The organism is Raineyella antarctica (genome assembly GCF_900092135.1).
In the GTDB taxonomy this organism is placed as follows: domain Bacteria; phylum Actinomycetota; class Actinomycetes; order Propionibacteriales; family Propionibacteriaceae; genus Raineyella; species Raineyella antarctica.
The window spans coordinates 76,760-102,209 of sequence record NZ_FMYF01000014.1; the positions used below are offsets into that span (position 1 = coordinate 76,760).

Here is a 25,450-nt window from a genome sequence, read left to right on the forward strand (position 1 = left end):
GAAGCGACGCGGCTCCTCGGATTCACTCATCTCCGTCCGGTCCCGGACGTCGTCCTGGGGCTCCCAGTCCGAATCGCCGTCACACCCTCTACCTCGTGCCTTCTAGCGATCGCCTGGTGGTGCCAGACTCGATGACATGCAGAGGGCGTCGGGTGACTTCGAGCTGACGATGGAGGAGCTGCGCGCCGTTGTCCGGTATGCGGTGGCGTGCGCCGAGCCGTCACTGGTGCTGTTCGTGAAGGCCTGCCCGGACGACCCGCGTCCGGCAGCGGCGCTGGAGGCCGCCCGGGCCTTCGGTGCGGGTGCCGCCCGTTCACGTCTCCAGCGGACGGCCGCGACGCAGGCCCACCGCGCGGCGAGAGAGGCACCGACCGAGGCCGCCCGGCACGCCGCGTACGCGGCCGGCGATGCAGCTGCGGCGGCCTACCTGCATCCCTTGGCGAAGGCGACGCAAGTGCGCCACATCCTGGGCGCTGCCACGCATGCCGCCCGGGCGGCCGAGCTGGCACGCGGCGACGACCCGGTGGTCGCGGAATACGTGATCACCGCCGCCGCAAAGCGGGCCGACCCGGTCGTCCACGATGTGCTGGCCCGCTATCCGCGGGCGCCCGGCGGACGGAACCGGGTCGCCGTCCTCATGCAGCGCCTCGACGGCATGCTCCGCGATCCGGCACCACCCCCGCGCGTGGTGGACGACCCGGGCCCCTTCTTCCACGGGACGAAGGCCGATCTGCGTCCGGGTGACCTGCTGAGGCCGGGCTGGCGGTCGAACTACGGCTCGCGGCGGACGGCCAACCATATCTACCTGACAGCCAGGCGCGAGGGAGCCCCCTTGGCCGCCGCGCTGGCCGACGGCGAAGGCCCGGGCCGGGTCTACCGGGTCGAGCCCCTCGGCACCATCGAGGATGACCCGAACGTCACCGACAAGCGCTTTCCCGGCAACCCCACCCGCTCCTACCGGACGAGCGAGCCCGTGCGGGTCGTCGAGGAGATCCTCGACTGGCAGCCCCCGGAGCCACAGCTGATCCGGCACATGCGTGAGCGGATGGGCGAGCTGGCCGAACTCGGCATCGAAGCCATGGACGACTGAGCAGACGTCAGGGCGCCCGCCTCACCCTCGGGCGGTGTGCACCGTCTCGAGCCTCGCCAGACCCGGGGCGAGGTCGGACCAGGCGACCTCGACGAGAAGCACCGCGGCGGCTGCCGTCGCCAAGTGCTTGCGTACGCTGTCCAGCGCCCCAGCAGAGGACCGCGCCTCGTCGGCGAGCGCCAGCGCGAGAGTGCTCATCGTTGGCTCGTGGCCGACGACCCACAACGTGCGCACGTCCTCCGGCGCCTCCCGCACTGTTTCGAGAGCGCCTGTGGAACCACCGTCGTACAGCGCGCGTTCGGGCCGGACCTCGACGTCGCCTGCCCCCGCCCCGGCGATCAGTTGTTCGGTGGTCTGGAGGGTGCGCGTGGCGGTCGAGACGAGGACGAGGTCGGCGAGCAACTGCTCCTCCTGGAGCCAGCGGCCGAGCGCCTGGCCATCGACGACGCCGCGCTCAGCGAGCTTGCGCGCGTGGTCGCCCAGTGGATGGGTCTTCTTCGTCTTGGCGTGCCGGATGAGGACGAGCGTGCGGGCCATGGACGCCACGCTAGCGCGGGGCGGACATGGCGGGGAGCCCCGCAAGTGTCAGCGAAGGCCTCGTCCGCGACGTCAGGAGTCTGCCGGTGCTTGGCGATGTAGTCGCCGCGGTGCTGCCAGTCGATCTCGTCACCGACCGCGCACCAGCGGTCATCGTCGGCCGGCCTCGCCCGTTGCTGGGGTTCCTCGGCCGAGGGGCAGACGTCGCACCCGTACATGAGTGTTACTGAGCGACACGACAACACCCTGAAGCAGATCACTTTCCAGCGCACCCAAGTTGGCGAGCAGCAGGGCTGCTTGCCCCGCGGCGACACGGGGTGACAGGTTCTCGTCGACCAGAAGCTTCATGCAGCCGCGACGGGTCGGTTCTGGGGCATTGACTCTGCAGCAAAAGCAAGCGCCGCATGCACGTCCTGGCGCGTGAGGGACGGATAATCGGCCAGCAGCTCCTCCACCGTGGAGCCGGAAGCGAGTTGTCCCAGAACCGCTGACACCGTGACGCGAGTGCCACGGATCGTCGGTACCCCGGCCATGATGCCGGGGTCCGCGGTGATCCTGCCGGAGGTCATGCGACGAGTCTACGCGTGCAGACGTACCTGCCGCCGAGCGCCACCTCTGTCGGTGTTGCGCTGACCCACGGTACTTGCTGGAATCGCTGCAGAGTCGAGCGTCGGCCTCCGGCGTCGGCGTACGGGAGGAGAGCTACGTGGATGCCGATCAGGTCATGCACCCCGGTCCGGGTGACAACGTCATCCCGTTCCCCGGTCGTCGGACGCCGCTGCACCGGCCGGTCCTGCTGCCGCGGCGAGAGACACCGGCGACCTTCGTCGTACGCATCGATCTGGACGATGCCGAGCCGCCGATCTGGCGGAGAGTCCGGCTGGCGAGCGATCTGACCCTGGCCCAGCTGCACGGGATCCTGCAGGAGGTGATGGGATGGACCGACTCGCACCTGCATCAGTTCACCATGGGGGCCGCGGCGACGGACGGACCGGTCCAGCCGTTCCTCACTCCGTTCGACGAGATGGATGCGTTCGACGGGGTCGACGAGGACGGGATCAGGGAGGCGGACGTACGCCTCGGCGAGGTGCTGGCGAGCGCGGGGGATCGGCTGGCGTACACCTACGACTTCGGGGACAACTGGCGACACACGCTGCTCCTCGAGTCGGTCGAGGAGCGCGCGGCCGATGAACCGGATGCGGTGTGCGTGGCAGGCGAGCAGGCCTGCCCGCCCGAGGACGTCGGCGGGATCGGCGGCTATGACGAGATCCTGGCCGGGCTGGCCGGCGCGGACGCCGACGACGAGTGGATGGCGGAGCGGCTGGCCTGGCTCCCGGAGGGATTCGACCCGGCGGAGTTCTCGGTCGACCAGGTCAACCAGGCGCTCGCGGCCGGGGTGATGCCGGACCTCACGCAGTGGCATCCCGCCATCGTCGACCTGCTCTACAAGGCCGGGGGCTCGGGGCTGTCGCCCGTGGGTGAGCTGATCAGTCGGGCGACCCGTGGGCCGGCCGGGCTGAGCGACGAGCAAGTCGCTGCGGCCGTGCACCCCTACGCCCATCTGCTGCGTACGGTGGGGGACGGGGTGAGGCTGACCGCGGCGGGCTACCTGCCGCCGACGGTCATGAAGGTGGTCTTCAAGGGCCTGGTGATCGAGCGGCGCTGGGTGCGCATCGGGACTCGGGAGGACGCCACGTTCCCGGTCCTCCAGCTGCGCGAATCGGCGGTCTCGCTCGGACTGCTGCGCAAGAGTCGGGGCATGCTGCTGGCGACCAAGGCGGGCCAGCAGTTGGCCGATGATCCGCGGGGGCTGTGGCGGCACATCGCTTCCCGTCTCCCGCTGGGTCGGCCGGAGGAGCGAGACGCTGGCCTCCTGGTGCTGTTGACCAACGCCGCCGGGGACGACTGGTATGACTCGGCGGAGGACGGTGGGGCGCTGCTGGAAGACCTCGGCTGGGCAGTCACCGGCGCAACCATGCGTCAGGCGGCGTACGCGTGGGCGCGCCCCACGCTGGACGTGCTCGACGCGCTCAACGGATGGCGGGAGGACGCGGCAGCGAACGCCCCCGTTGCCAGGGAGGCATTGCGGCGACCCGAGGCGTGACGCCTCGGTGCCCGCGGGCGGCTCACCTGCGCCCGACCAGGGCGAGATGGTTCGCGAGTGCGTCGAGTCGGTCCTCGTACTCTCCGTGCGCAAGTCGCTGCCGCAGCAGCGCCGTCCACTCGGCCAGATCCTCGCGGCGCTCCTTCCGACTCCGGCCGCGTCCCTTGGTAGTACGCCGCTGGTCGGCGACCCCGTCCAGGGCGCGCAGGTAGGCGTCGGCGAACTGACCCCACGCGTCGGCGGCGGGGAGCATGCCCGCGATGACCTGCGCGAGAGAGGTCTCCCGTTCGCTCACCCACCCCTCGCCTCGGCGGGTCCAGCCCCAGCGCGACTCCCAGCGCACCAACTGGCCGGCCGCCAGTTCGCAGAATGCGGCGTGGCCCTGCTCGCGCCGGACCGCGGCCCACAGCACCGCCGCCGCCTCGGAGACGACGAACCGAGCAGCCTCCACGGGGTCCTCGGACCGGAAGTAGTCGACGGAGCGCAGCTCGCAGGCCAGCTCGATCAATGTCGCCATGGCGGATGCAGCCGGCTCGACATCGCGACCGGCGAGGGCCTGGGTGGTCGCTTTCACGAGACGCTGGAAAGTGAACCGCCACCGCGTCCTTTCCTTCGGCGAGACCCTGCGGTCCCCGGCCAGATAGGCGCCATCCCGCGCCAAGGCCGCGAACTCCCTGACCTCGGCCTCGATCGCATGGGCGTCGACAGGTGCGTTCGTCCTGGCGGCCTGCGCGGCGGCGGATGTCGGGTCGATCGCGGCCATGATCCGCTCCCGTACGGGCGCCGATCCGCGCCAGTACAGCGTCCACAGCGCCTTCTTCAGGCCGGCTTCGTCCAACGCTGCCAACATGTCGTAGAAGTCATCTCGAGAGAGTCTGTCGCCCGCCACAAGGCTGGACGCTACCAGCGCGATCCCACGGCCACCTGCATGCAGATTGCCAGCATGAGGTCATGCCCACGCTCTACATTCCTGCTGCGTTCCGGAGCTATCGCGAGTTCGCAGATCGAGGGGCTGTGGCCGTCGCCCAAGCAGGTGGCGCTGGCAGAGCTCGGGCACCCACGAACCGGTCCGTGGGATTAGCGCGCAGGCTGCTCCGGTGGCGAACAATATGACGGTGGTGTGGGAGTCCACCACGCGACTCGTTGATCTGGATCGTGTCACGGTCGACGATCTCGTCGGCCTGCAACGGGCCCTCTTGCCGCAGGACCCTGCCCTCCATGGTCCCCGTGAGCGACAGAACTGGATCGGCGGCTCGAGCAGGCATCCGCTCGCGGCCGACTTCATGCCTCCCGCGCCGAAGCGCTTACCCGAGCTGGAGGCTCCGTCCCGACCTGTCCCCGGTCGGCCCGCCTGACCGGCCGGTGCGCCGCCGAGCCAGAGTGCCCCGCGCACAGCGGTCCCGGCATTGCGGCACGTCATGTCCAGATCTGCCGCCGCGAGCACCTGGAGCGCGGTGGTCGACGGCTCGACTGATGGTGCGACACGTTGGTTCCGAGCAGCTTCGCTTCCATGCAGCCGCGTCAGGTCGACGGGCCGCGGCTGCAGGGAAGCGACGCGGCTCCTCGGCGTCACTCATCTCCGTCCGTTCTCGGACGTCGTCCCGGGCTCCCAGTCCGCCAACGCGATCGATGCTCCGCAGCAGTTCCGCGAGCTGGCCTTCCCAGCGCCGGACGTGCTTCGACCGATTCGGCACTACGGTGGAGTCCCAGGCAAGCCTGAGGAGGAGCGTGGCCGATGACCAAGTACCTGATCTCGTTTCCCAGCGCGGCGATGGTGTTGTCCGAGGATGACTTCGCCGCCGTGTCCGACGCTGCGCATGCGGTGATCCAGGAGGCAAAGGCTGCCGGCGTGTACGTCTTCGGCGGAGGGATCGACGAGGACGTGGCCCCCGTCCTCGTGGCCGGCGACGGAACGGTCACCGATGACACCTACCCGCAGACCAGGGAGTTCAGCGGCGGCATCACGATCCTCGACCTGCCCTCGCGGGAGGCGGCACAGGAATGGGCCGCGAAGCTCGCCGCCGCCTGCCGTTGTTCTCAAGAACTTCGGCAGTTCGGGGAGGATCCCGCCTCCTGATCGTGCGGCCTAAGGCATGCGAGGGCTCGCCGCACGAAGCCGACCGGAATCCGTCCCACGATCGAGCTTGGCCTTGTGAGTGCAGGCGGGGTATCGGCTGCAGCCGAGGAATTCGCCGTAGGGGCCGCGGCGCAGGACGAGGGTGCCTTGGCCGCACCCCGGACAGACGCGTACACGCGTGGCATTCGGGGTGATTCCTTGGACGACGACGTCGGGATCGTCGAGGAGTTCGACGACGAAGGGGGACTCCTGGCCAACCACGGTGAAGATCGTGACGGCCCGCCGGGCCCGCGTGAGCGCGACGTAGAACAGGCGCCGCTCCTCCGCGTGGGGGAAGCCGTCGTCGCCGGGCATGGCGAGTCCGAGAACCGGGTCATCCTCGATCTTGCTGGGAAAGCCGTAGATCCCCTTGGTGAGGTTCGGGAGGATGACGTAGTCCGCCTCGAGCCCCTTCGCGGCGTGCACGGTCCGGAAGGTGACATCCAAGCCGGGGAACCCATGGCGGGGGACCAGCTTCTCCTCGTGCCGGTAGCGCCCGAGCACGTCGATGCTGCTCTGCGCCGCACGAGTGGCCAGGTCGGTGAGGTAGCCGTCGATGGCGCGCTGCAGGCCGTCGCGTGTCTCGACCCGGATGATGGTGACCGGCGGCCCGTCCTCAGGGTGCGAGGCGGCACGGCGTGCGGAGACGACGCGCTTGTCGATCTGGGCGGGGTTGCGGCTGACGAACCTGCCGGCGATGTCGGCGATCGTCTGGGGGTTGCGGAAGGTGGTCTGCAGGCGGACGGTCTCCGCAGGCCCGAACATCTGCTCGAACCGGGTCATGGCGGTGATGTCGGCGCCGGCGAAGCGGTTGATCGCCTGCCAGTCGTCCCCGACCGCGAGCAGGTACTTCTCGGGCCCCTGGCACAGCGCCCGGACCAGCCGCGCCCGGGAGTGGCTGGTGTCCTGGAACTCGTCGATCAGGACCAGGTCGTACGCGCTCAGGTCCGGGCTGCGCTCGAGCAGATCAGCGGCCTGGACCAGCATGTCGTCGAAGTCGATGGCGCCCGCCGCGCGCAGTTCCTGCTCCCAGCGGTCGTGGATCTCCCAGTACAGCTCGAGGAAGATTCGCGTACGGGGGCTGGGCCGCTCGGCGAGCCGCGCGGCGAGGTCGTCGCGGGTCAGGGAGTTCGCCTTCACGTTGGACATGAAGGTGCGGATGGTCCGGGCGAGGCGTTCGTGCTCGATCGGCTGCGCTCCGGAGGTGGGCCGGGGCCTTTCGGGATTCCAGTCCAGCTCCACCCCGCGGGTGCGAAGCTCGGCGTCCAGGGCGGCAAAACCCTTGAAGGTGACGATCTCGTGCCACGCGGTCTCGAGCAGCGTGGTGCCGAAGCGCTGGTGGACCGAACGCTTCCACTGCATGGAGTCGGCATAGCCGGTGAAGGCCTCGGGCGGAGTCCCGTCGGCCCGCAGCGCCCAGTGCTCGTGCCAGACGTCGATCTGCGGATAGTAGAAGTCGGGCCGGTACTGGGAGTGGTCGGCGTCAGCCACGTCGTGGGCGTACGGCTGCTCGTAGCGGTACTCGACCCCGTTGAGGAACAGCCAGTCCGCGATGAGGCGCTCGCCCTCACTGCGCACGGTCTCGCCCCGGTAGGTGCGGAATCCGTTCTGCCGGGTGTCGCGGTCATAGCTGTCGTGGTCGCCGGTCTCGGGCGTCTCGGACATGCGCCCGTAGAGGAGCCGGAAGGTGTCCCACTTGTAGCGGAACTCGGGCGAGGAGTCCCGCAGCTCGTCCACGATCGCGAGCACCTTGTCGATCTCGGTGCTCTGGCGGCCGACCCAGGAGGCGACGCTGGGCTTGCGGCCGGTCGCCCTGCCGATCAGAGCGAGCCCGAAGGAGTGGAAGGTGCTGGCCTGGATCCCGGCGGTCGGCAGCCCCACCGCTTCCAGCCGGGCCGCGACCCGCGCGCGCAGCTCGGCCGCTGCGTCGGTGTTGAACGCCAGCATGAGGATGCGCTCGGGCGCCACGAACCCCCGAGCCACGGCGTACGCGGCCCGTGCGACCATGACCGATGTCTTGCCCGAGCCGGCTGCGGCGACCACTCGGACCCGATTGTCGAAGGTCACCACCGCGCGGGCCTGCTCCTCGGTCAGCGGCGACTTCTCGATCCGATCGAAGAAGTCCCGGCGACTTGCCAGTTCAGCGCTGAGGATCTGCGCATTGACGGAACGGACGATGGCCGTCCAGTCGCGCCCCAGCAGGTCGAGCGCCTCACGTTCCTCGGGGGTAAGGAGGGCCTCCCGCATCGATCCTCGAAGGAGGGCGAGCTCGTCGTCGGTTGGCCGCAGCCGCAGGACGGCCGCCACGCGGTCGTACGGGATCCACCGGCCCTGCATGCGATGCTGCTCCAGCAAGCGGTTGAAGTCCGACCGGAAGGCGCGAGCGCGGTCCAGCACGGGCCCCAGCTCAACGCTCTGGAGCCGGCCGGCGATGGCGGAGCGGATGGCAGCAACGTCCTGGGACTTCACGCCCCGGTACCTGCCGGCCACGGGCCCGTTGACGAGCAGTGAGCGTCCGAACCACCACCGGCTGACCGAGAGTCTGGAGCAGTCGCGACCGGTGAAGTTCATCACTCCTGCAGAGGTCGTCAGGACGAACCCGTCAGGCGTCGAGGCGAGGAACCACGCATCGGGGCCGGTAGTACGGGCCGGACCCCAGGACGGAAGCCCAGAAGTGCCACTCACGTCATCCCCCCCGATCCGCACGGCCTTCTGGCTCACCCTAGCCATCCTCGCAGAGCAGCTGATGGCGGCGACTGGCCGCAGATCGGAGGTGTCTTCAGAACCCGGGAGGTCGACGTGGTGTGGCCGAGGAGGATGGCGCACATGTTCGTCGCCTCGGGGCCGCTGGACCAGTCATCGATTGCTGCCCTGCACCGGCGGCTCGCGGAGGCCTTCCTGGGCGCTTGACGGTGCGGTAGGGGTGTCCTTCTGGACGCGCTGCTGGCGGCGGTGTCTCGCGAGGACGGCGCCGCCGCCTGCCGCGGCTGCTGCTGCGCCACCGATGGCGAGGGTGATCGGTTGGTTCATCATCTGACGCACGCTGTCGGCCCGGTCAATGGTCAGGTCGTAGACCTGCTCGGTGCCGTCCATCATCGTCATGTCGCTCACCTCGTGGGCGACTGACCCGGGGGCACCGTCTTCCGCCGGGCCGACCCGGAACGGGACCATCATCTCGTTGTCCTCGTGTTCGAGCAGGTGGCAATGTATGACGAACTGCCCGGGGTGGTTGAACGTGGCGCGCAGCTGTGCCATCTCTCCGGGGAAGACCATGATCGTTTCCTTGCGACCGGTCTGGATCGGTTCGAGAGGCCGGGACTGGCCGATCGCCAGGTCACCCGTCTCGTCGTCGTACGAGATGGCACTGCGGCTGACGACCTGGTAGGACACCTCGTGCAGGTGAACCGGGTGCGGCACGACCGACCAGTTGTAGACCTCGACGTCGACCGTCTCACCCACCTGCGGGTTGAACCAGACCGGATCCGACCACATCTTCGGGACCACCTTCACCGGGCCCTTCCGCGGATCCCCCACGATCTGTGACAGGTAGGTCGTCGACACCTGGGTGGGCACGCCCTCGGCAGGCTCGCGCTGATGCGTCATGTCGAGTGCTATTCGTACAGTGCTGTCCGCCGCCGGAAGATCAGGGATGGCCGGCATCCTCAGCCGGCGGGCCGGCGTGGTGGGGTCAGATCCGAGCGCGGGACCGACGCGCAACTCCATGACACGGCCGGTCGTCGTCTCGTGGGGCTTCGGCTGCTGGTCGATGAGCCATCCCTCGGTGCCGGGGAACAGGATCTCGCCGGCGGTGTTGCCGAGGACGTAGCGGCCAGGTGGGGTGTCGGTGAGGTCGAGGATCAGGTCGGCTCGTTCTCCGGGGCCGAGGGGGAGCTGTCCCCAGTTTGGATTTTTCGAGGCGAAGAGGTCCGCCACCTGAGGGAGCAGACCTCCGTCGTTGCCGATCAGATGGACCTGGACGCGGGGGACCTTGCGGAAGTCCAGGGACAGGGAGCGGGAGTTGCAGGCGTTGAGGGCGATCAGGCGGTACCGGCGCGCCCGCAGATCGGCGTAGGGCCAGGTGCGCCCGTTTACCACGATCGCGTTGCCCCAGAACTCGGGAACCCAGATCGGAGCGATGCCGGACGCCGGCAGGAAGGTGTCGGAAGCGTCGAAGTGCCGCCGGCTGTCGGGGTAGAACAGCGTGCCGTCCTGGTTGAACGAGCGGTCCTGGATCGCCAGAGGCAACTCGTGGGGCAACTCGCCGGCTCGTGTCGGGTCGGCCCCCGTGCCAGGCAGGACGGCGGGGCGCCCGGTGGCAGAGTCCAGCGGCTGATCCGAGTCCTTGGCCGGCCTGATCATGTAGAAGCCGGTGTAGCCAGCCATCACGTTGAGTCGGGTGAGGCCCAGCGCGTGGTCATGGATCCACAGGGCAGTCGGCCGGTTCTTGTTCGGGTACTGCGCCAGCTGACCGTCGATCGGCACGGTGTGCCCCGTCAGGGCGGTGGCTTTGGCGCTCAGGTGTTGCCACCAGCGACCGTGACGGGCGTAGCCATCAGGGATGTCGCTCGCATCCGGCAGCACCCAGGACTCGGGGTAGCCGTCCGATTCGTCACCCAGACCCATGGCGCCGTGCAAGTGGACGGAGATGGGAACCGGGCCGGTGTAGGCGGTGTAGGTCCCCTCCGCGCTCGTGTATCGGTCGCGTGGCACGTAGCGCTGCCCGGCGAAAGACGGCATCCTGTCGGTCATCGGACGTCCTGCCGCATCGGGGGGCTGCTCAGGGTTGGCCCAGTGCAGGGTGGGGTCGACTGCGAACATGTGCGGCAGGTAGCGCCTCTTCTCGTCGACCAGCTTGTTGCGCCACAGCACGCGGACCGGACGGTCACGTGGCGTTTCGATCGTCGCCGCCGGCGTGTGGACCAAGGGGTTTGGGTCGGTGGCGGAGACGTATCCCCACACGGGTGTCTTCGGGTTGCCGGCGGGAAGCATCTGCTGGTTGAACTGGCGTATGTGAAGCTCGTAGAAGTCGACGGGCTGGCCCTCGGCCGTCGTCTCGACCCGGTTGCGTGCCATGACGGGCGGGACGACCAGGCGCGTCACGAACTGCTGGATGCTGCGTGCGTCGAGGGTCCCGCCGGGGATGGTTGCGGCGACCGCTTCGGGGGCCCGGCCGACACGGGCGTATGCCAGGGTCAGGACCCCGGCTGCGGACATGCTGAGCATTCCTCTACGGGTGATGGGCATGCTGCGCCTCGTTCCTTCCCACCTGTACCCGAAAGCCCACCTGTACCCGAAAGGCGTTTCTGCCGGCCACGCCCGGCACCGTGGACGTTGCGCCGCGCCGGGTCAAGCCGGGGACTAAAGGCGAAGACGTCGCTTCTCGTGTGGACGCTCCCGACACGAGTGACGGAGGTAATGGGTTGATGTGCATGAGGCACGTCCCTTCTGCCTGCTGGAGAGATCTCTCTGATCTCTGCGCCGACGCTAATGATGGGCGGGTCACGGGGTGGGGGCTGCGGGAGGTACTGCGGAAGTCTTCTCCGGGCGTTCACCTGGAAGACTGCTTCTGTGCCGTTCTCACGCCCAGCGAGGTGTGCGAGGTCTCGGCGGCAGTCCGTCAGAAGTCAGGCGCGGCGTGCGCCTGCCCCGATGTTCCGGGAGGATCGTTGTTCCTACCGGTCGGCAGGGGAGAGTCGTGCGGGCGGTTCTCCGGGCTCTGCGCGCTCGGGTCCGTGGTCGGCGAGGACTCCTCACCGTCCGTGGACGCCTGCCTGGAGCGGGAAAGGCGCAGCTCGCGGCCTGTCGCCTGTGCCGACGGCGATGATCAGGGCGATACCGCTGCCGCTCGCCGAATCCGTGATCATGGTGACGAGGTTCGCCGCGGGGCTTTGGTAGGCGACCGGTACGTAGCGCGTGGTCAGGTCAGCTACCAGGGAGGTCAGGGTGGCGGCCCTGCTGGTCAGGATCAGGGAGATGACGGGAGAAGATCGCCAGCAGGACGGGGCCAGGGAGAGCACGGTGAAGTGCGTCAGCATGGCCGACAGATCGATACCGCTGGCCGCTGAGAACTCCTTGCCCGCGCGCTTCAAGGCGTACGCCCAGTCGGAGTGTCCAAGTCTGGGCCGCCACTTCCCGGCGCCGATGCGCCGGAGGCTTCCGGAGCCTTCTCGACCGGCTCGTGGGATGACATGTGGTGTCCTCTCGTCCGTGGGCGCCGAGTGGCGGAAGCCAGGGCAGGGCGGCAAGTGGCCAGTGTCGGCGCGCTTCTCCATCCCAGTCAGCACAACGAACAGGTCTGTCCAAGAGGGTCGCGACGGTGCCGGACTTCACCGAGGAGCTGGCCATTCACTCAAGGGCTGAGCGACTGATCGCCACCTGGCGGGCCCCCATCCGGTCGCCGGGGGGTGGTCAGAGTGGGAAGGGTGTGCCGATGGCCATCCAACCCAGAACTGCACAGTTGACGACGACGGTGATCCAGAAAGTTGTCTGGAACGAGTGTTTGCGCGTCTTGTGGCGGTAGACCCGTTGGGCGAGGAGGGCGCCGGGCCAGCCGCCCAGCAGGGATACGGTCTGGAGCGTTGACTCGCTGACCCGCCATGCTCCCCGGATAGCCGCCGATTTGTCTGCCCTGTACAGGGCGAATGCCACCCCGCTCAGGACCACCGCGAGCGCCACCACGCTGACGGGCAGTACGTGGAGCACCGCCAGGACGGCGAGCAGGCCCAGGAAGGCGACGGCAATGGCGGCCGCCGCGGGGACCCCGCGCGTCATCGGTGCCCGGGGTATTGAGGAGGGCGCGTACCCGACGTCCGAGGCGCGCAGCCGATTCCGGTCGTCCCGGGTCACGCGGAAGGTGACGACGGCCCCCGTACCAGGACGGGTCGTACGCGAGAACTCGCTCACGTGGACGAAGACGGGCGCTCCTCCGTCCTTCGGAGTGATGAATCCGAACCCACGCGCGTCGTCCCACCGCGTGATCGTGCCTTCCTGCCGCATCGTGCCCCCCACTTCGTGCCGGCCGAGATGACCGCTGGTTCTGTTGTCACTGGCTCGTCGTGTCGGACTGCGCGGAGCCTGTCAGTCGTGTGTTGCCAGTCGATGACGAGGCCGGCGATGTCATTTTCGGGTACGGATGCCTCACGCGCGAAAACCGTCCATCGCTGCGGCCCCGTACATGCGAGATGGGAGCCCGTCTGCGGCCCGACGCGCACGGGCGGATGATGGCTCCATGACCGATCCACGGGCGCTCGCCGAGCAGATCGATGCGGGACTGCTTGCCAAGGCCCAACCCGAGCGGGCGGCAGGCGAGAGGGCGTACCTGAAGAGCGACCTGGAGCACTACGGCACCTCGGTACCGGCGATCCGTTCCACCGTCCGCGAGTCGGTCGGACAGGACGGACTGACGCACCACGACTGGTGGACGTACTGGCGGCCTCGGTCGTCGGGCCGCTGGTCGAGCGGGAACCATCGCTCGGGACCTTTTTGGACCGTTGGGCGGCCGACGGGGATTTCTGGATCCGCCGTTCGGCACTGTTGGCTCAGTTGCTGGCGCTGCGGCAGGGCGAAGGAGACTTCGACCGGTTCGGCCGCTACGCCGACGCGATGCTGGAGGAGAAGGAGTTCTTCATCCGCAAGGCCATCGGCTGGGTGCTGCGCGACACCGGGAGGAAGCGGCCGGACCTGGTGTTCGCGTGGTTGCTGCCCCGTGCCGTACGGGTGTCCGGGGTGACGGTCCGCGAGGCGGTGAAACCGCTCAGCGACGAGCAGCGGGAGGCGGTACTGGCGGCTCGAGCCGCTGCTGGTGGTCGGCCCGGCAAGCCGGGTGGCCGAGCAGATTGACCGGTTCTCCTCACCCATCCGCTTGTCGGCGTGGACGACTCAACCGCCCACGCCATCTGCCGCAAACCGCTTGACGCCGCCCCACCCCCGATCTACGTTCACCGGAGAGTGACCGAGGAGGCTGATGACCGGCGAACCCACACTCATCGCGTCAGTGGTCCGTGCCCTGCACCTGCTCGAGCTCGTCGCGGACGAGCACCGACCTGTCCCCGCCAAGCGGCTCGCCCACCTGTCCGGGATCGCCCTGCCGACGACCTACCACCTGCTCCGCACCCTGGTGCATGAGGGCTATCTCATTCGCACCGACGACGGGTACATCGTCGGCGACGTCCCGGCCCGGCTGGTCGAGGACCAGGAGCAGGGCCCGGTGCCGCGGCGGGTCCACCAGGTCATGCGGACTCTGCATGAGGAGATGAAGGCTCCCGCCTACCTGGCCGCCTATCGTGACGGCGAGGTCGACCTGCTGGACATCGTCGACAGCCCCGCGGCGCCCCGCGTCGACCTCTGGGTCGGGCTGCAGCACTCCGCCCACGCCACGGCACTGGGCAAGGCGGTGATGAGCGGACTGCCGCACGACGACCTGATCGACTACCTGACCACGCACCCGATGTATGACTTGACGCGCCGGACCCGCACGACGGTGCGTTCGCTGCTGGTCGACCTCGACGAGGCCGGGTCGGTGATCGTCGACCGCGAGGAGTACGCGCTGGGCACGACCTGTGTCGCGGTGCCCATCACATCGGGCGGAGTGACCGCATCCCTCGCCATCTCGGTGCCCAGTGGCTCCGCCGACCGCGTCCTCCACGACCCGGCTCCGCTGCGCAGGGCGGCGCAGTTGGTCGGTCTGGCCTACGCTCCGGTGGCCTGAGTCCTGTCACCTGATCTCTATCACCATCTGAAAACGCGCCTCTGGCGGCGGCGTCCGGGCCGGTCGAGAGTGGGGACATCACCGACAACGGAGGCCAATGATGTCCACTTCTGTCACCGGTCCGGCTCCGGGACAAGATGTCCCGCCCGTCCCGCCTGTGTCCAGCGAGGCGGCCGCCCGGCGCGACCTCGACGCCGATACCCGGCGCAACCTCTATGCCACGATGGTCCTGTCCCGGACGTACGAACTCGCCATCGTCCGCGAGTACCACGCCGACAAGGGACCGGGCTTCGACATCGGCAAGGGCCTCGTCCCCGGCGAGATGCATCTGTCGGCCGGCCAGGAACCCGTCGCCGCCGGCGTCTGCGCTCACCTCACCAAGGACGATGCCGTCACCGCCACCCATCGCCCGCACCACTTCGCCATCGCCCACGGCGTCGACCTGGAGCGGATGACCGCCGAGATCTTCGGCCGCGAGACCGGCCTGGGCCGCGGCCGCGGCGGCCACATGCACCTGTTCGACCCGGCCGTGCACTTCTCCTGCTCCGGCATCATCGCCGAGGGTTATCCGCCCGCGCTCGGGGCGGCGTTCGCCTTCTCCCGGCGGCCGGGCAACCGGATCGCCGTGGCCGTCACCGGTGAGGGCGCGGCCAACCAGGGCGCCTTCCACGAGTCGCTCAACCTGGCCGCGGTGTGGAAGCTTCCCGTGGTCTTCATCGTCGAGGACAACGAGTGGGGCATTTCCGTGCCCCGTACGGCCTCCACCGCCATCGCCTCCAACGCCGATCGCGCCGCCGCCTACGGCATTCCGGGGGAGCGGATCGAGGACAACGACGTCGAGGCTGTGTACGAGGCGGCCGGACGCGCCGTGGCCCGAGCAAGGGCAGGGGAGGGCCCATCGCTGATCGAGGTGGCGACGCTGCGCATGCTCGGGCACTTCGAGGGTGACGCGCAGGGCTACCGGCCCGAGCTGGCGGAGGTCCCCCAGCACGATCCGATCCCGCGCTACGAGGCCCGGCTACGTGAGGCGGGTGTCCTCGATGACGCTGCCGTCGAGCAGATCGCGAACGAGGCCACCTCCCGGGTGGAGGCGGCGATCACGTTCGCCAAGGAGAGCCCGCTGCCCGATCCGGCAGAGGTGCTCAAGTACGTCTTCGCCGAGGAGGCCTGATCATGACATCGACCGTTACCACTCCCGTCCGCCGGCTCAACACCTCCAAGGCCATGGTCGAGGCGATCGCCCAGGAGATGCGCGTCGACGACTCGGTCGTCTACCTGGGTGAGGACGTCGGCTCGTACGGCGGCATCTTCTCCTCGACCGCCGGGCTGCTCGACGAATTCGGACGCGAGCGCGTCATCGACACCCCGATCTCGGAGACCGCGTTTATCGGTCTGGGCATCGGCGCCGCGACCGAGGGCATGCGCCCGATCGTGGAGCTGATGTTCGCCGACTTCATGGGCGTCTGCCTGGACCAGATCTACAACCACATGGCCAAGATCCACTACGAGTCCGGTGGCAACGTCAAGGTCCCGATGGTGCTCGCCACGGCGGTCGGCGGCGGCTACTCCGACGGCGCCCAGCACAGCCAGACGCTGTGGGGCACGTTCGCCCACCTGCCCGGCATGAAGGTCGTGGTGCCGTCCAACCCGGCCGACGCCAAGGGGCTGATGACCTCCGCCATCCGCGACGACTCGCCGGTGGTGTACATGTACCACAAGGGAGTGATGGGGCTGCCCTGGATGGCGAAGAACCGTCGCAGCATCGGCCCGGTGCCCGAGGGTGAGTACGTGGTGCCGATCGGCAAGGCCGCCGTCGCGGCCGAGGGTACCGACGTCACCGTGGTCACGCTGTCACTGTCGGTGCACCACGCGCTGGACGTCGCCGAGAAGCTGGCGTCCGGCGGGATCTCGGTGGAGGTGATCGACCTGCGCACGGTCGTGCCGCTGGACCGGGAGGCGATCCTGGAGTCGGTCGGCAAGACCGGCCGGCTGGTCGTGGTGGACGAGGACTACCTGTCGTACGGGCTGTCCGGTGAGGTCATCGCGTCAGTGGTCGAGACCGACGTGGGCCTGCTGAAGGTCCCGCCGCGGCGGGTCGCGATCCCGGACACGCCGATCCCGTACGCCCATGTGCTGGAGTACGCGGTGCTGCCGACCGCCGCGCGCATCGAGGCGGCCGTGCGTGAGGTGATGGCATGACCGAGGTGCCGTTCCCGCAGATGAACAAGGAGGACGGGCAGGCCACCGGTGTGCTGGCGACCTGGTACGTCGCCGACGGGGAGACCGTGGCCGAGGACCAGCTGCTGGCCGAGGTCCAGATGGACAAGGTCGATGCCGAGGTGGTGGCGCCGGTCTCAGGCGTGATCACGCTGGTGGTCGAGGAGGAGGCCGAGGTGGCCCAGGGAGCGGTGATCGCCAGGATCGAGTGAGGTGGGTGGTGGCGTACGGGCAGGAGTCCCGTACGCCACCATCGCCTGGCGGTTCACGCCCTGGCCCGCCGTGGTCGGAGGTATCGACAGATGAGCGAGGGGTTCACCTGCGCCCGACCAGGGCGGGGTGGTTCGCCAGCGCGTCGAGGCGGTCCTGGTACTCCCCATGTGACAGTCGCTCCCGCAGCAGCGCGTGCCACTCGGCAAGATCCTCGCGGCGCTCCTTCCTGCTCCGGCGGTGTCCGTCGGCAGGCCCCCGCTGGTCGACCACCGAATCCAGAGCGCGCAGGTAGGCATCCGCGAACTGGCCCCACGCGTCGGCGGCGGGAAGCATGCCCGCGACGACCTGCGCGAGCGAGGTCTCCCGCTCGCTCACCCACCCGTGGCCCCGGCGGGTCCAGCCCCAGCGTGACTCCCAGCGCACCAACTGGCCGGCCGCTCGCTCGCAGAACGCGGGGTAGCCCTGCTCGCGTCGGACTGCCGCCCAGGCCACTGCCGCCGCGTCGGAGACGACGAACCGGGCAGCCTCCACAGGGTCGTCGGACCGGAAGTAGTCGACGGACCGCAGCTCGCAGGCCAGATCGATCAGCGTGGCCATGGCGGATGCCGCCGGCTCGACATCGCGGCCAGAAAGGGCCTGGGTGGTCGTTTTCGCAAGTCGTTGGAACGTGAACCGCCAGCGCGTCCGTTCCTTCGGTGAGACGCGGCGGTCCCCGGCCAGATAGGCCCCCTGCCGCGCCAGGGCCGCGAACTCCCTGACCTCGGCCTTGACCCTGTCAGCATCGACCGGTGCGTTCGCCCTCGCTGCTTGCGCGGTGGCCGATGCCGGGTCGATCGCGGCCATGATCCGCTCGCGAACGGGCGCTGATCCGCGCCAGTACAGCGTCCACAGTGCCTTTTTCATCGCGGCTTCGTCCAGCGCCGACAATCTGTCGTAGAAGTCATCCCGAGAGAGTCTGTTGCCCACCACGGGGCTGGACGCTACCAGCGCGACCATTACGGCCCCAGCGGAAACGTGATCGACCCCCTGCGATACCTGGTTGCCGACGAGGAAGCAGGCATGGCTCGACTGCTGTCGTACGTCATGACATTGCCTGGCGGGGGGCCTCCCGGTATCCCGAACCCCTGGGGATCAGGGTTCGTGGCCCGCCGGGTGGTGAGGGCGAGGAGCCCGTTCTAGCGGTTATCAGGTGTCGCGCAAGCCGTCGTCGCCGCTGCGGCGCTCGCGGTCGAGGGCGTGGCCGGGAGCGGATCGAACCGGCGATCGGCGGTCTGGTCCTGCTGGCACCGCCGAGAACGGATGGTGAACATCCCGATCACACCTTCCCACGAGGCGTTGTGGCGGTTCTCGCTGTCAACAATCAAAAGGGCGACTCTGAGGACGAAAGGTGAGGGGACCGGGACGGGGACAACCTGCTCCCGATGATCGGCCGTGGTGGGGATGCCGAACGAGGGAGTCACCCGTCCGGGCCAGCCCCGTAGCCGCTTCGCTTGCAGGCAGCCGCTACGCGTCGACGCGAGGCGGCTGGCCGAAAGCGAAGCGGCTGCGCTGGGCCGACGCTATGACCGACGAACGGACCGAGTGTCCTCCCGATACCCCAGCCCCTGGAGCAGAGCAGTTACAGCTCCGTACGCGGCGCTCTCCCGATGCCGGTTGGCGACCTCCTGCAACTCCACGAGCTTCCTGCGTAGTTCTTCGTCCTCGGGGCTGGCGCCCTTCTGGTAGTCGGGGTCCAGCAGGAAGGAGGCGCGGACGTCCCCGGTGACCTGGCAGCGCCAGGCGAGGCGGTCCAGCAGGATCTCCAGCAGGCGGGCCGCCTCGGAGACGTCGCTCCCGGCCCGGGCCAGGTACTCGTAGTCGAGTTCGGCGTACGTACGCTTCCCGGGCTCGGATTCCGGAGACTTGTGCGGCGCCGGGGGCTCCAGTAGGCCGATGGCCGTGCCGACCTTGGAGGTGCTGGTGTCCTCCTGTGCGAGGGCGCGAACATTCTGAACGGCCTCGGCCATGCCAAGGAAGTCGCTGTCGGCGAACCCGAAACCAACGAACAGGAGGTGGCTGGTGAGCATGAGCGTCTGCACCACTCCGTGAAGGGCCTTGTGCTCTCCCCTGAGACGCTCGTATTGGTCGGTCGTCAGGACGATCGTGTCCGGGTGGGCGATGTCCCCGTGCAGTTTCAGCAGCCAGGGGTGGCTCCCAAGGGCCAGTTCCCTGGCGATCACTCGGAGCTTCGGGTCCGGGTCCGTATGGATGGCTGCTGCAGCGTTCTCCAGGCATGGGTCGTAATTGGTCGTCACGAGCGATGGGGTACGGAGGTCTGCGAGCAGGGCGTGCCCCAGGGCGTGCTTCTCCGTACGGAAGCGAGTGGCGATGTCCTCGTTCAGAGTCTCGATCTGCATGTCCTGGGCGAGCTGCGGGTAGTCCGGCTCCTGCGGGACGGCCGGGATGACGAGTGTCTTCCCGTTGGCGTCCGCCAGCTCTTGGAGCAGCTCATCCCAGTCCGGGAAGTTGACCGGCTTGCTCACCCCCGCTCCCGCGAAGATCGAGAGTTCACCCCCGGCGGCCTTCTTCCCCAGACGATCCGCCAACGCCAAGTGTTCGGCGCTGAGTTCAGGCCAGGCCGTCTTGTCGGCGTCGGTGACCTGACCGCGCGCCCACTGCGCAGCCGCGAAGTCCGCGGGGCGGCGCAGGACGAGTGCGACGTCGACCGGCTCCTCGCTGACGAACGCGAGGAGTTGCCCGATGAGTTCGCTGATGACCTCGGCCCGGTGCCCGCGGAAGTTGCCTTCTCCCACCCCGAGGATCGGCATGGCGATCAGGGGCAGAGCCCGGCCGCCGCGTGTAGTCGCCCTGGTCGCCGCGAACCGCACGGCAGACAGCGAATGCTCGACCATCTCAGGGATGGATTCGGCCTTGACCGTGTCGACGAGCACGCGCAGACCGACGACCTCGTCGGGCGCAGGCTTCTCGACGTCAGGAGTGGCGTCAGGAAGGAAGTGGAACACGTCCTCGTTCTGGAGTCCCGGCGGCGTGAACCAGAGCTCCGATGCCTGCTCCTGGGTGCCCGGCTCGAGGAACGGCCGCCACCCGCCGGCCACATTCAGGTAGGTGTCGCACGGAACGAGGAAGGCATCGGCAGCGAGTCGGGTGAGATCGGCTTGGACGACGAAGAGATGGCCAGTCTGAGGCATGCCTGAGCATATGGCGGCACCCGCTCACGGATGATCCCGACCGGCACCACATGTGGAGTTCGGGGGCTACCTCGCTGGCGAAGAGGAACCTCAAGCGAGAGATACCCGGCGTACGCGTCGTTGAACATGCCGCCGCGGTCCCGCAGGATGACGAAGCGGAGGCTGTCCCACCACGGTGACACGGCGAGCCACTGCTGCAGGGCCTCCCGGTTTCCATTTCGTCCGATCGAGCTTCGGAGGGCCGGTCGGCGCCCAGCGACCTGAAGCGAGCAGACTCGGAAGCAGCGGGCCGTCCTACGGTCGGACGAGCGGGCGTCCGGGAGCCGCCGTACTCGTCGGTGCGCTTGTTGACCTGGCGTCAGGATGTTAAGGAGAATGGCGGCAGGATGTTAAACAGAGCGTCGTCAAGATGTCTTCCCCCCTGGTCGATCCCGCGCTGGAGGCACGGCTGGTCGGTGTCGGGAAGGCGGGCCTGCTGCGGGGACAGGGGCGTACGGTCTCGCCGGGCACCGGGACCTGGTTGGGGAGCGTTGTCCGAGTCCCTGGTCACGCAGTCGGTGAGGGTCTATGCGCAGGCTGCTGACGCGAGGCTCGGGCACCTGCGGACCAGGAACACCGAGCACGAGGTCGATCTGGTGGTGGAGGCGCCCGATCGGTCCGCGCTGGCGATCGAGGTCAAGCTGGCCGACACCGTCACCTCCGCCGACGTGGTGCACCTGACCTGGCTCGCGAATCAGCTCGGTGACCGGCTCGTCGACCGTCTGGTGGTGTACACGGGGGAGCGGGCCTACCGGCGCGACGACGGGGTAGGGGTCGTCCCCCTGGCGCTGCTCGGTCCGCGACCGATGCACGACGCGCACAGCCCCGGCTTGCTCGACAGCCTGGGCCGCGAAGATCGTCGCCGCCTGCCGTTGTTCGCAGGAGCTTCGGCAGTTCGGGGACGATCCCGCCTCCTGAGCTGCTGAGGCGAGCGCCGCCACCACGTCAGTGCTCGTTATCGGGGTGGGCATCAACACAGTCCTCGAACCAGACGCACAGGATCTATCCCCGAGAGGCTGATCGGCAGCCAGCGGCGCCCGTCAACAGGCCCGGACAGCCAGCACGAACTCGTGGCGAAGATTCACATCCTTCAACAAACAGCCCATCCATTAAACTTTGACAACATAAAGTTGCATAGATGGTGCCGTAGTGAAAGGAAAGCATGAGCGGCTGGGAGCAGGCGTACTGGGAGGCGGGTGACTCCGAGGGGTTGCCTCGCAGGGATCGGGTCAGTGGACCTTACCGGCGGTACGTGCCGGATCGGTTCGACGGCCTGCCGCTGGTGATGGAGCCGGCTCTCGCCCAACGGGCGGCGGATGTCGAGCGCGGCATCAGGGCGCTCAATGGTGCCGGAGGTGACGCGCTCGCCGCCGTGTCGAGGTTCCTGCTGCGCTCTGAGGCGATCGCGAGTTCGCAGATCGAGGGGTTGTCGCCGTCGCCCAAGCAGGTGGCGTTGGCCGAGTTGGGGCACCATGAGCCGGTGCGTGGCATCAGCACCCAGGCGGCCTTGGTGGCCAACAACATGACAGTGGTGCGAGAGGCCACGACCAGACTCGTCGAGGTCGAGCGCGTCAGCGTGGAGGACATCGTTGACCTGCACCGCGCCCTGCTCCCGGACCAGCCGGGCCTCCATGGTCTTCGCGAGCGCCAGAACTGGATCGGCGGCTCGAGCAGACATCCCCTGGAAGCCGAGTTCGTGCCTCCGGCCCCTGAGCATGTTCCGGACCTGATGGCAGATCTGGTGGACTATCTCAATGGATCGGCTCATGGTCCGCTCGTGCAGGCAGCCATGGTGCATGCGCAGTTCGAGACGATCCACCCCTTCGCCGACGGCAACGGCCGGGTGGGTCGCGCCCTGATCCACACTGTTCTGGCGAGGCGAGGAGTGACGACCGCGGCCGTCTTGCCGATCAGTCTGGTGCTGGCGACCCTGAGCGAAACGTACGTCGTCGGCCTGACCGGTTATCGTCATGGGGAGAACGCCGCTGATCCGGCGGCCCGGCTGGGCGTGGGGAAGTGGCTCGAGACGTTCGTCTCCGCCGCCTCGGTTGCGGTCGAGCAGTCCAGGGAACTGGTGCAGAAGATCGACGACCTGCGCGCCGAGTGGACTGAACGGGTGGCGGCCTATCGTGCGGCACAGGGGGTACGTCCCGCTCCACGGGCCGGCTCGGCGACATCACGCATCCTGGAATCGCTTCCGGAGGCGCCCGTGCTGACGGCTTCCACGGTGAGGCGGATCCTGGGGGTCAGTGCTCCCGCGGCAGGCAATGCCCTCGAGGAGTTGAAGCAGGCGGAGGTCCTCACGACCCGCAAGATCGAGCGCAATGCCACGGCGTATGTCGCCGACGAAGTGCTCGATCTCATCACCTCTGCTGAACGTCGGCTCGCCAGCACGCGCTTCGACACCCGCCTTGCAGCTCCGTCCCGACCGGTTCCCGGGCGGCCGGCGCAGGACATGCCCTGAGCGGAGGATCAACGGGAGAATGCTCGGCGGTGGACACCTGTTCACCACGGTCCGTGCCCGATGCAGAACGCGCGCAGCCCCAGTTTCGCGTACTTGGGTAATGGGCGAGCTGTTTGGCAGCGGTGACCATGTCCATCGGTGGAGTTCCTTTCAGTAGATGCGCTGGATCTCGACCTCGGGGCCGGCCAGCGACCAAGGGGCGTGCGTGCTGGGGATGATGTCGGAGTCGAAGTCCTCCCGCCACCGCGATAGCCGAACCCAGGTTTGGATCGCTTCCCAGACGTCCTGCTGATCGCCCTGCAGTTCGCGGCTGTGGTCGGCCGAGCGGGACCAGTAGAAGGAGCGGACGGCTTCCGTGGCGGCGGCAAGGCGGGCCGCGTGCTCCCAGCCGACGACCTCGGACGCCTTGGGCACGCCCTCGGCCCGCTCCAGGCCCAGGGACGCGCCGGCCAGGCGGTCGTGGGGGCAAAGCCCCCGAACCCATTCATGCCCGCGCCGCGCGCCGCTGGCCCCGCGGGGCCTCGCCGCCTAGATTCGGGGGTACGCCACCGAAGGGACCCACCGATGCCCCACACTGAGTTCTCCGTCGTCTACACCGCCCACGCCACGCACCACGCGGCGCCCGAATTCATGGAGGCGTTCAAGCTGACGCTCGAGATCGTCCAGGAGGCCTACCGGGCCGGCTCGGCGACGTTCGTCCCGGGCACGGGCAGCGGGGGGATGGAGTCGGTGGCGCGCCAACTCGCCCCCGGCAAGCGCTGCCTAGTCGTACGCAACGGGCTCTTCTCGTTCCGATGGTCGGCGATCCTCGACGCGGCGCAGATCGCCCGCGAGGTGCGCATCCTCAAGGCCCGCCAGGTCGAGGACGCCCCCACCGCCCCCTTCGCTCCGCCGCCGGTCGACGAGGTGGTCGCCGCGATCGCCGAGCAGCGCTCCGAGGTCGTGTTCGTGCCCCAGGTCGAGACGTCGGCAGGCATGCTGCTGCCCGACGACTACCTCACCCGGGTCGCCGAGGCCGCCCACGCGGTCGGCGGACTCCTGGTGGTGGACGCCATCGCCGCTGGCCCGCTGTTCGTCGACATGCCCACAGTCGGGGCCGACGTCGTCATCTCCGCCCCCCAGAAGACCTGGAGCGGAACCCCGTGCGGGGCCATGGTGATGATGACGGACGCGGTGAAGGCCGGGCTGAAGCCGACCAGTTCGTTCGCCCTCGACCTCGCCCACTGGACCCGCATCGCCGACAGCGGCCGCGCGATGAAGGTCGACTACCACGCGACGTTGCCGACCGACACGATCATCGCCAACTCCCGCATGCTGGCGGCGGTGCGCGACCTCGGCTTCGATACCGCCCGGGCGCGCCAGTGGGAGCTCGGCACCCGGGTGCGCGCCGGCCTGGTTGACCTCGGCTACCCGTCGGTCGCCGCCCCAGACTTCGAGAGCCCGAGCGTCGTGGTGGTGTACGCCGACGACGCCTTGGCCACGGGCGACACCGGCGGCACCGGCATCCGGGTGTCGAACGGGGTTCCCCTGCAGCTCGGCGAGCGGCCGGATTACCGGGCCGTCCGGATCGGCCTTTTCGGGTTGTCGAAGCTCACCGATGTCGACGGCACCGCCCGGGACCTGCTCGACGCCTTCGCGGCCCTCCGTCGGGCCTGAGCCAGGACGGGGCCGGCCGGGGCGTCGGTGTCACCGGTGAGGTCGATCCCGCGGGCGTGAGCCTGGCGGCTCGCCAGGGCCCGCCATGCTGGTGAGGCCGCAATTCAGAGTCGTACGCTCACCTCCACGTCCACTCGGTCCCCGACCTTGAGGGCGCCCATCATGATGCTGTAGGGCTTGATCCCGAAGTCGGACTGGGCGACCTGGCCCGTGAGCCGGTAGCCGGACTCGGTGGCCACGACCCGCAGGACCTGTGGTCGGGTGTGGCCGTGCAGGGTGAGATCCCCTTGGAGCGTCACCGCCTCCCAGGTGCCCTCGGCCGATGTCGAGGTGAAGCTGACCTCGGCGTGCTGCTGGACCTGAAGGGTCTTCTGGGCGTTCGAGAGGATGTCCCGGGCGTCCTTCTCGGAGACCGGCTTGCCGGGGTCCCGACTGCCCTTGAGGGACAGGGAGCGCAGGTCGGCACTGACCTGCAGCGCGGTCGCGCTGACCTCCGGCCCCACAGTGAGGGTGGCGGTCCAGCGGTCGATCCTGAGGGCCAGTTCGTGGCCCATGCGGGCCATCCGCCCCTCCACCGTGGTGAGGAGCAGGAACTCCCCGTCGTCCTGGGTGAGCGTGCGGGTTCCTGGTGCGAGCGACATACCAGCAGTGTCCCCGGTTGACGAACGCTGAAGCAGCCCCACCCCACACTGGCAGGGAGATCGACTGCCTGCGCGCGTGGCGCCATCCGGCGGTCCGCGAGTCGGCGGCGCCAGTTGGAGGTGGTCCGGCCCGCTTGCCGGCTATTCGTAGTTGACCGTGGTGCCTTGGCTGGTCAATGGGCGGCGCCGCAGGTTCTGCGGGCGCTGCGCAGAAGGATACGTGCCTGGTAGTGCTCGTTGTTGCGGTAGCCACGCCCGGTCCGCTTGATGTGTTTGATCGCGGTGTTCGCCGCCTCGGTGCGGGCGTTGGTGACCCGGCTGGTAATGAACACCTCGATCGCCGACCACCACACGTTCAGCGTGTTCCAGAGCCGGCGGGTCTCGTCGGTGTCAGCGGCCTCCACCCAGTCCTCGAGCCGCGTCCAGGCCTGTCGGGCGGCCTGAAGGGTGGTCGTGTGCAGCAGGAGCCGCAGGCCTT

23 protein-coding genes and 2 pseudogenes are annotated in these 25,450 nt (G+C 68.8%); 12 read left to right on the forward strand and 13 right to left on the reverse strand.

Translation table 11 applies throughout. The features are described from left to right. Positions 1-169: 169 nt before the first annotated feature. Both GA0111570_RS18350 and arr read left to right on the forward strand, forming a co-directional pair. A pseudogene (locus GA0111570_RS18350) lies at positions 170-523 on the forward strand (putative immunity protein); the annotation flags it as partial. 132 nt (positions 524-655) lie between these two features. Further along, on the forward strand, positions 656-1,090 hold the full coding sequence (gene arr, locus GA0111570_RS18355; RefSeq protein ID WP_217634229.1) for an NAD(+)--rifampin ADP-ribosyltransferase: 435 nt from the start codon (positions 656-658) through the stop codon (positions 1,088-1,090). A gap of 21 nt (positions 1,091-1,111) precedes the next feature. On the opposite strand, the gene GA0111570_RS15970 is transcribed toward arr, so the two are convergent. Then, positions 1,112-1,627 (reverse strand): SixA phosphatase family protein, encoded by a 516-nt coding sequence (locus tag GA0111570_RS15970; protein ID WP_092613562.1) that lies wholly within the window; start codon positions 1,625-1,627, stop codon positions 1,112-1,114. 344 nt (positions 1,628-1,971) lie between these two features. Beyond that, positions 1,972-2,196 (reverse strand): DUF433 domain-containing protein, encoded by a 225-nt coding sequence (locus tag GA0111570_RS15980; protein WP_092613564.1) that lies wholly within the window; start codon positions 2,194-2,196, stop codon positions 1,972-1,974. Positions 2,197-2,333: 137 nt separating this feature from the next. Here GA0111570_RS15980 and GA0111570_RS15985 point away from each other — a divergent pair, with 137 nt between their 5' ends. Next, entirely contained in the window at positions 2,334-3,731 is a 1,398-nt protein-coding gene (locus GA0111570_RS15985; RefSeq protein ID WP_092613565.1) for a plasmid pRiA4b ORF-3 family protein, read from the forward strand. Between the two features lie 22 nt (positions 3,732-3,753). Here GA0111570_RS15985 and GA0111570_RS17775 read toward each other — a convergent pair whose 3' ends face one another. Further along, positions 3,754-4,581 (reverse strand): hypothetical protein, encoded by an 828-nt coding sequence (locus GA0111570_RS17775; RefSeq protein WP_175557539.1) that lies wholly within the window; start codon positions 4,579-4,581, stop codon positions 3,754-3,756. Between the two features lie 885 nt (positions 4,582-5,466). On the opposite strand from GA0111570_RS17775, the gene GA0111570_RS15995 reads away from it, so the two are divergent. Further along, complete coding sequence (locus GA0111570_RS15995) at positions 5,467-5,808, forward strand: YciI family protein (protein ID WP_092613566.1); 342 nt, start codon at positions 5,467-5,469, stop codon at positions 5,806-5,808. A gap of 9 nt (positions 5,809-5,817) precedes the next feature. Here the strand turns inward: GA0111570_RS15995 and GA0111570_RS16000 are convergent, their stop codons facing one another. The 5 genes and pseudogenes from GA0111570_RS16000 to GA0111570_RS18360 form a co-directional block, all read right to left on the reverse strand. Beyond that, positions 5,818-8,418 (reverse strand): UvrD-helicase domain-containing protein, encoded by a 2,601-nt coding sequence (locus tag GA0111570_RS16000; protein ID WP_175557540.1) that lies wholly within the window; start codon positions 8,416-8,418, stop codon positions 5,818-5,820. A 285-nt stretch (positions 8,419-8,703) separates the two neighbouring features. After that, complete coding sequence (locus GA0111570_RS16005) at positions 8,704-11,061, reverse strand: multicopper oxidase family protein (protein ID WP_175557541.1); 2,358 nt, start codon at positions 11,059-11,061, stop codon at positions 8,704-8,706. Between the two features lie 536 nt (positions 11,062-11,597). Continuing rightward, positions 11,598-11,936 carry a hypothetical protein gene (locus tag GA0111570_RS16010; protein ID WP_139283290.1) on the reverse strand — a complete coding sequence of 113 codons (339 nt, stop codon included), beginning with the start codon at positions 11,934-11,936 and terminating at the stop codon, positions 11,598-11,600. Between the two features lie 319 nt (positions 11,937-12,255). Beyond that, positions 12,256-12,618 (reverse strand): DUF1294 domain-containing protein, encoded by a 363-nt coding sequence (locus GA0111570_RS18190; protein WP_245703257.1) that lies wholly within the window; start codon positions 12,616-12,618, stop codon positions 12,256-12,258. A gap of 45 nt (positions 12,619-12,663) precedes the next feature. Continuing rightward, positions 12,664-12,843 (reverse strand): annotated as a pseudogene (locus tag GA0111570_RS18360) (cold-shock protein); the annotation flags it as partial. 417 nt (positions 12,844-13,260) lie between these two features. Between GA0111570_RS18360 and GA0111570_RS17905 the strand changes: the two are divergent. From GA0111570_RS17905 to GA0111570_RS16040, 5 genes are all read left to right on the forward strand, one after another. Further along, a complete protein-coding gene (locus GA0111570_RS17905) occupies positions 13,261-13,686 on the forward strand; it encodes a DNA alkylation repair protein (protein ID WP_281245222.1) in 426 nt (141 codons plus the stop codon). Positions 13,687-13,810: 124 nt separating this feature from the next. Continuing rightward, the gene (locus GA0111570_RS16025) at positions 13,811-14,554 is read left to right on the forward strand and encodes an IclR family transcriptional regulator (protein WP_092613576.1); all 744 of its coding nucleotides are present in this window, start codon (positions 13,811-13,813) and stop codon (positions 14,552-14,554) included. Positions 14,555-14,711: 157 nt separating this feature from the next. Next, positions 14,712-15,725 carry a thiamine pyrophosphate-dependent dehydrogenase E1 component subunit alpha gene (locus GA0111570_RS16030; RefSeq protein WP_245703258.1) on the forward strand — a complete coding sequence of 338 codons (1,014 nt, stop codon included), beginning with the start codon at positions 14,712-14,714 and terminating at the stop codon, positions 15,723-15,725. 2 nt (positions 15,726-15,727) lie between these two features. After that, positions 15,728-16,753, forward strand: a complete 1,026-nt coding sequence (locus tag GA0111570_RS16035) for an alpha-ketoacid dehydrogenase subunit beta (protein ID WP_092613578.1) — start codon at positions 15,728-15,730, stop codon at positions 16,751-16,753. Beyond that, complete coding sequence (locus GA0111570_RS16040) at positions 16,750-16,983, forward strand: biotin/lipoyl-containing protein (RefSeq protein ID WP_092613580.1); 234 nt, start codon at positions 16,750-16,752, stop codon at positions 16,981-16,983. Before GA0111570_RS16035 ends, GA0111570_RS16040 begins: the two co-directional genes overlap by 4 nt. Before the next feature lie 103 nt (positions 16,984-17,086). Here the strand turns inward: GA0111570_RS16040 and GA0111570_RS17780 are convergent, their stop codons facing one another. Together GA0111570_RS17780 and GA0111570_RS16050 are read right to left on the reverse strand one after the other, a co-directional pair. Then, positions 17,087-17,953 (reverse strand): hypothetical protein, encoded by an 867-nt coding sequence (locus GA0111570_RS17780; RefSeq protein ID WP_175557542.1) that lies wholly within the window; start codon positions 17,951-17,953, stop codon positions 17,087-17,089. A 590-nt stretch (positions 17,954-18,543) separates the two neighbouring features. Beyond that, positions 18,544-20,172, reverse strand: coding sequence for an SIR2 family protein (locus tag GA0111570_RS16050; RefSeq protein WP_092613582.1), 1,629 nt, complete (start codon positions 20,170-20,172; stop codon positions 18,544-18,546). Positions 20,173-20,702: 530 nt separating this feature from the next. On the opposite strand from GA0111570_RS16050, the gene GA0111570_RS16055 reads away from it, so the two are divergent. Next, positions 20,703-21,137: a DUF4143 domain-containing protein gene (locus GA0111570_RS16055; protein WP_217634228.1), complete on the forward strand. Its 435-nt coding sequence runs from the start codon at positions 20,703-20,705 to the stop codon at positions 21,135-21,137. Positions 21,138-21,373: 236 nt separating this feature from the next. After that, complete coding sequence (locus GA0111570_RS16060; protein WP_092613584.1) at positions 21,374-22,675, forward strand: Fic family protein; 1,302 nt, start codon at positions 21,374-21,376, stop codon at positions 22,673-22,675. Positions 22,676-22,825: 150 nt separating this feature from the next. On the opposite strand, the gene GA0111570_RS16065 is transcribed toward GA0111570_RS16060, so the two are convergent. Continuing rightward, positions 22,826-23,089, reverse strand: coding sequence for a hypothetical protein (locus GA0111570_RS16065; protein WP_092613586.1), 264 nt, complete (start codon positions 23,087-23,089; stop codon positions 22,826-22,828). Positions 23,090-23,239: 150 nt separating this feature from the next. Between GA0111570_RS16065 and GA0111570_RS16070 the strand changes: the two genes are divergently transcribed. Then, positions 23,240-24,331, forward strand: a complete 1,092-nt coding sequence (locus GA0111570_RS16070; protein WP_092613588.1) for an aminotransferase class V-fold PLP-dependent enzyme — start codon at positions 23,240-23,242, stop codon at positions 24,329-24,331. 104 nt (positions 24,332-24,435) lie between these two features. Here the strand turns inward: GA0111570_RS16070 and GA0111570_RS16075 are convergent, their stop codons facing one another. Both GA0111570_RS16075 and GA0111570_RS16080 read right to left on the reverse strand, forming a co-directional pair. Beyond that, on the reverse strand, positions 24,436-24,972 hold the full coding sequence (locus tag GA0111570_RS16075) for a YceI family protein (protein ID WP_092613590.1): 537 nt from the start codon (positions 24,970-24,972) through the stop codon (positions 24,436-24,438). Positions 24,973-25,145: 173 nt separating this feature from the next. Then, positions 25,146-25,450: transposase (locus GA0111570_RS16080; protein WP_139283291.1), on the reverse strand; the 305-nt coding region annotated here is incomplete at its 5' end.

Excerpts from the sequence above, each read along its gene's own strand:
- GA0111570_RS18190 (WP_245703257.1), bottom strand. The coding sequence starts at position 12,618 with ATGACGCGCGGGGTCCCCGCGGCGGCCGCCATTGCCGTCGCCTTCCTG.
- GA0111570_RS15970 (WP_092613562.1), bottom strand. The coding sequence starts at position 1,627 with ATGGCCCGCACGCTCGTCCTCATCCGGCACGCCAAGACGAAGAAGACC.
- GA0111570_RS15980 (WP_092613564.1), bottom strand. The coding sequence starts at position 2,196 with ATGACCTCCGGCAGGATCACCGCGGACCCCGGCATCATGGCCGGGGTA.
- GA0111570_RS16000 (WP_175557540.1), bottom strand. The coding sequence starts at position 8,418 with ATGAACTTCACCGGTCGCGACTGCTCCAGACTCTCGGTCAGCCGGTGG.
- GA0111570_RS16050 (WP_092613582.1), bottom strand. The coding sequence starts at position 20,172 with ATGCCTCAGACTGGCCATCTCTTCGTCGTCCAAGCCGATCTCACCCGA.
- GA0111570_RS17775 (WP_175557539.1), bottom strand. The coding sequence starts at position 4,581 with ATGTTGGCAGCGTTGGACGAAGCCGGCCTGAAGAAGGCGCTGTGGACG.
- GA0111570_RS16005 (WP_175557541.1), bottom strand. The coding sequence starts at position 11,061 with ATGTCCGCAGCCGGGGTCCTGACCCTGGCATACGCCCGTGTCGGCCGG.
- arr (WP_217634229.1), top strand. The coding sequence starts at position 656 with ATGCTCCGCGATCCGGCACCACCCCCGCGCGTGGTGGACGACCCGGGC.
- GA0111570_RS16070 (WP_092613588.1), top strand. The coding sequence starts at position 23,240 with ATGCCCCACACTGAGTTCTCCGTCGTCTACACCGCCCACGCCACGCAC.
- GA0111570_RS16025 (WP_092613576.1), top strand. The coding sequence starts at position 13,811 with ATGACCGGCGAACCCACACTCATCGCGTCAGTGGTCCGTGCCCTGCAC.
- GA0111570_RS16035 (WP_092613578.1), top strand. The coding sequence starts at position 15,728 with ATGACATCGACCGTTACCACTCCCGTCCGCCGGCTCAACACCTCCAAG.
- GA0111570_RS16060 (WP_092613584.1), top strand. The coding sequence starts at position 21,374 with ATGAGCGGCTGGGAGCAGGCGTACTGGGAGGCGGGTGACTCCGAGGGG.
- GA0111570_RS16075 (WP_092613590.1), bottom strand. The coding sequence starts at position 24,972 with ATGTCGCTCGCACCAGGAACCCGCACGCTCACCCAGGACGACGGGGAG.
- GA0111570_RS15995 (WP_092613566.1), top strand. The coding sequence starts at position 5,467 with ATGACCAAGTACCTGATCTCGTTTCCCAGCGCGGCGATGGTGTTGTCC.
- GA0111570_RS16040 (WP_092613580.1), top strand. The coding sequence starts at position 16,750 with ATGACCGAGGTGCCGTTCCCGCAGATGAACAAGGAGGACGGGCAGGCC.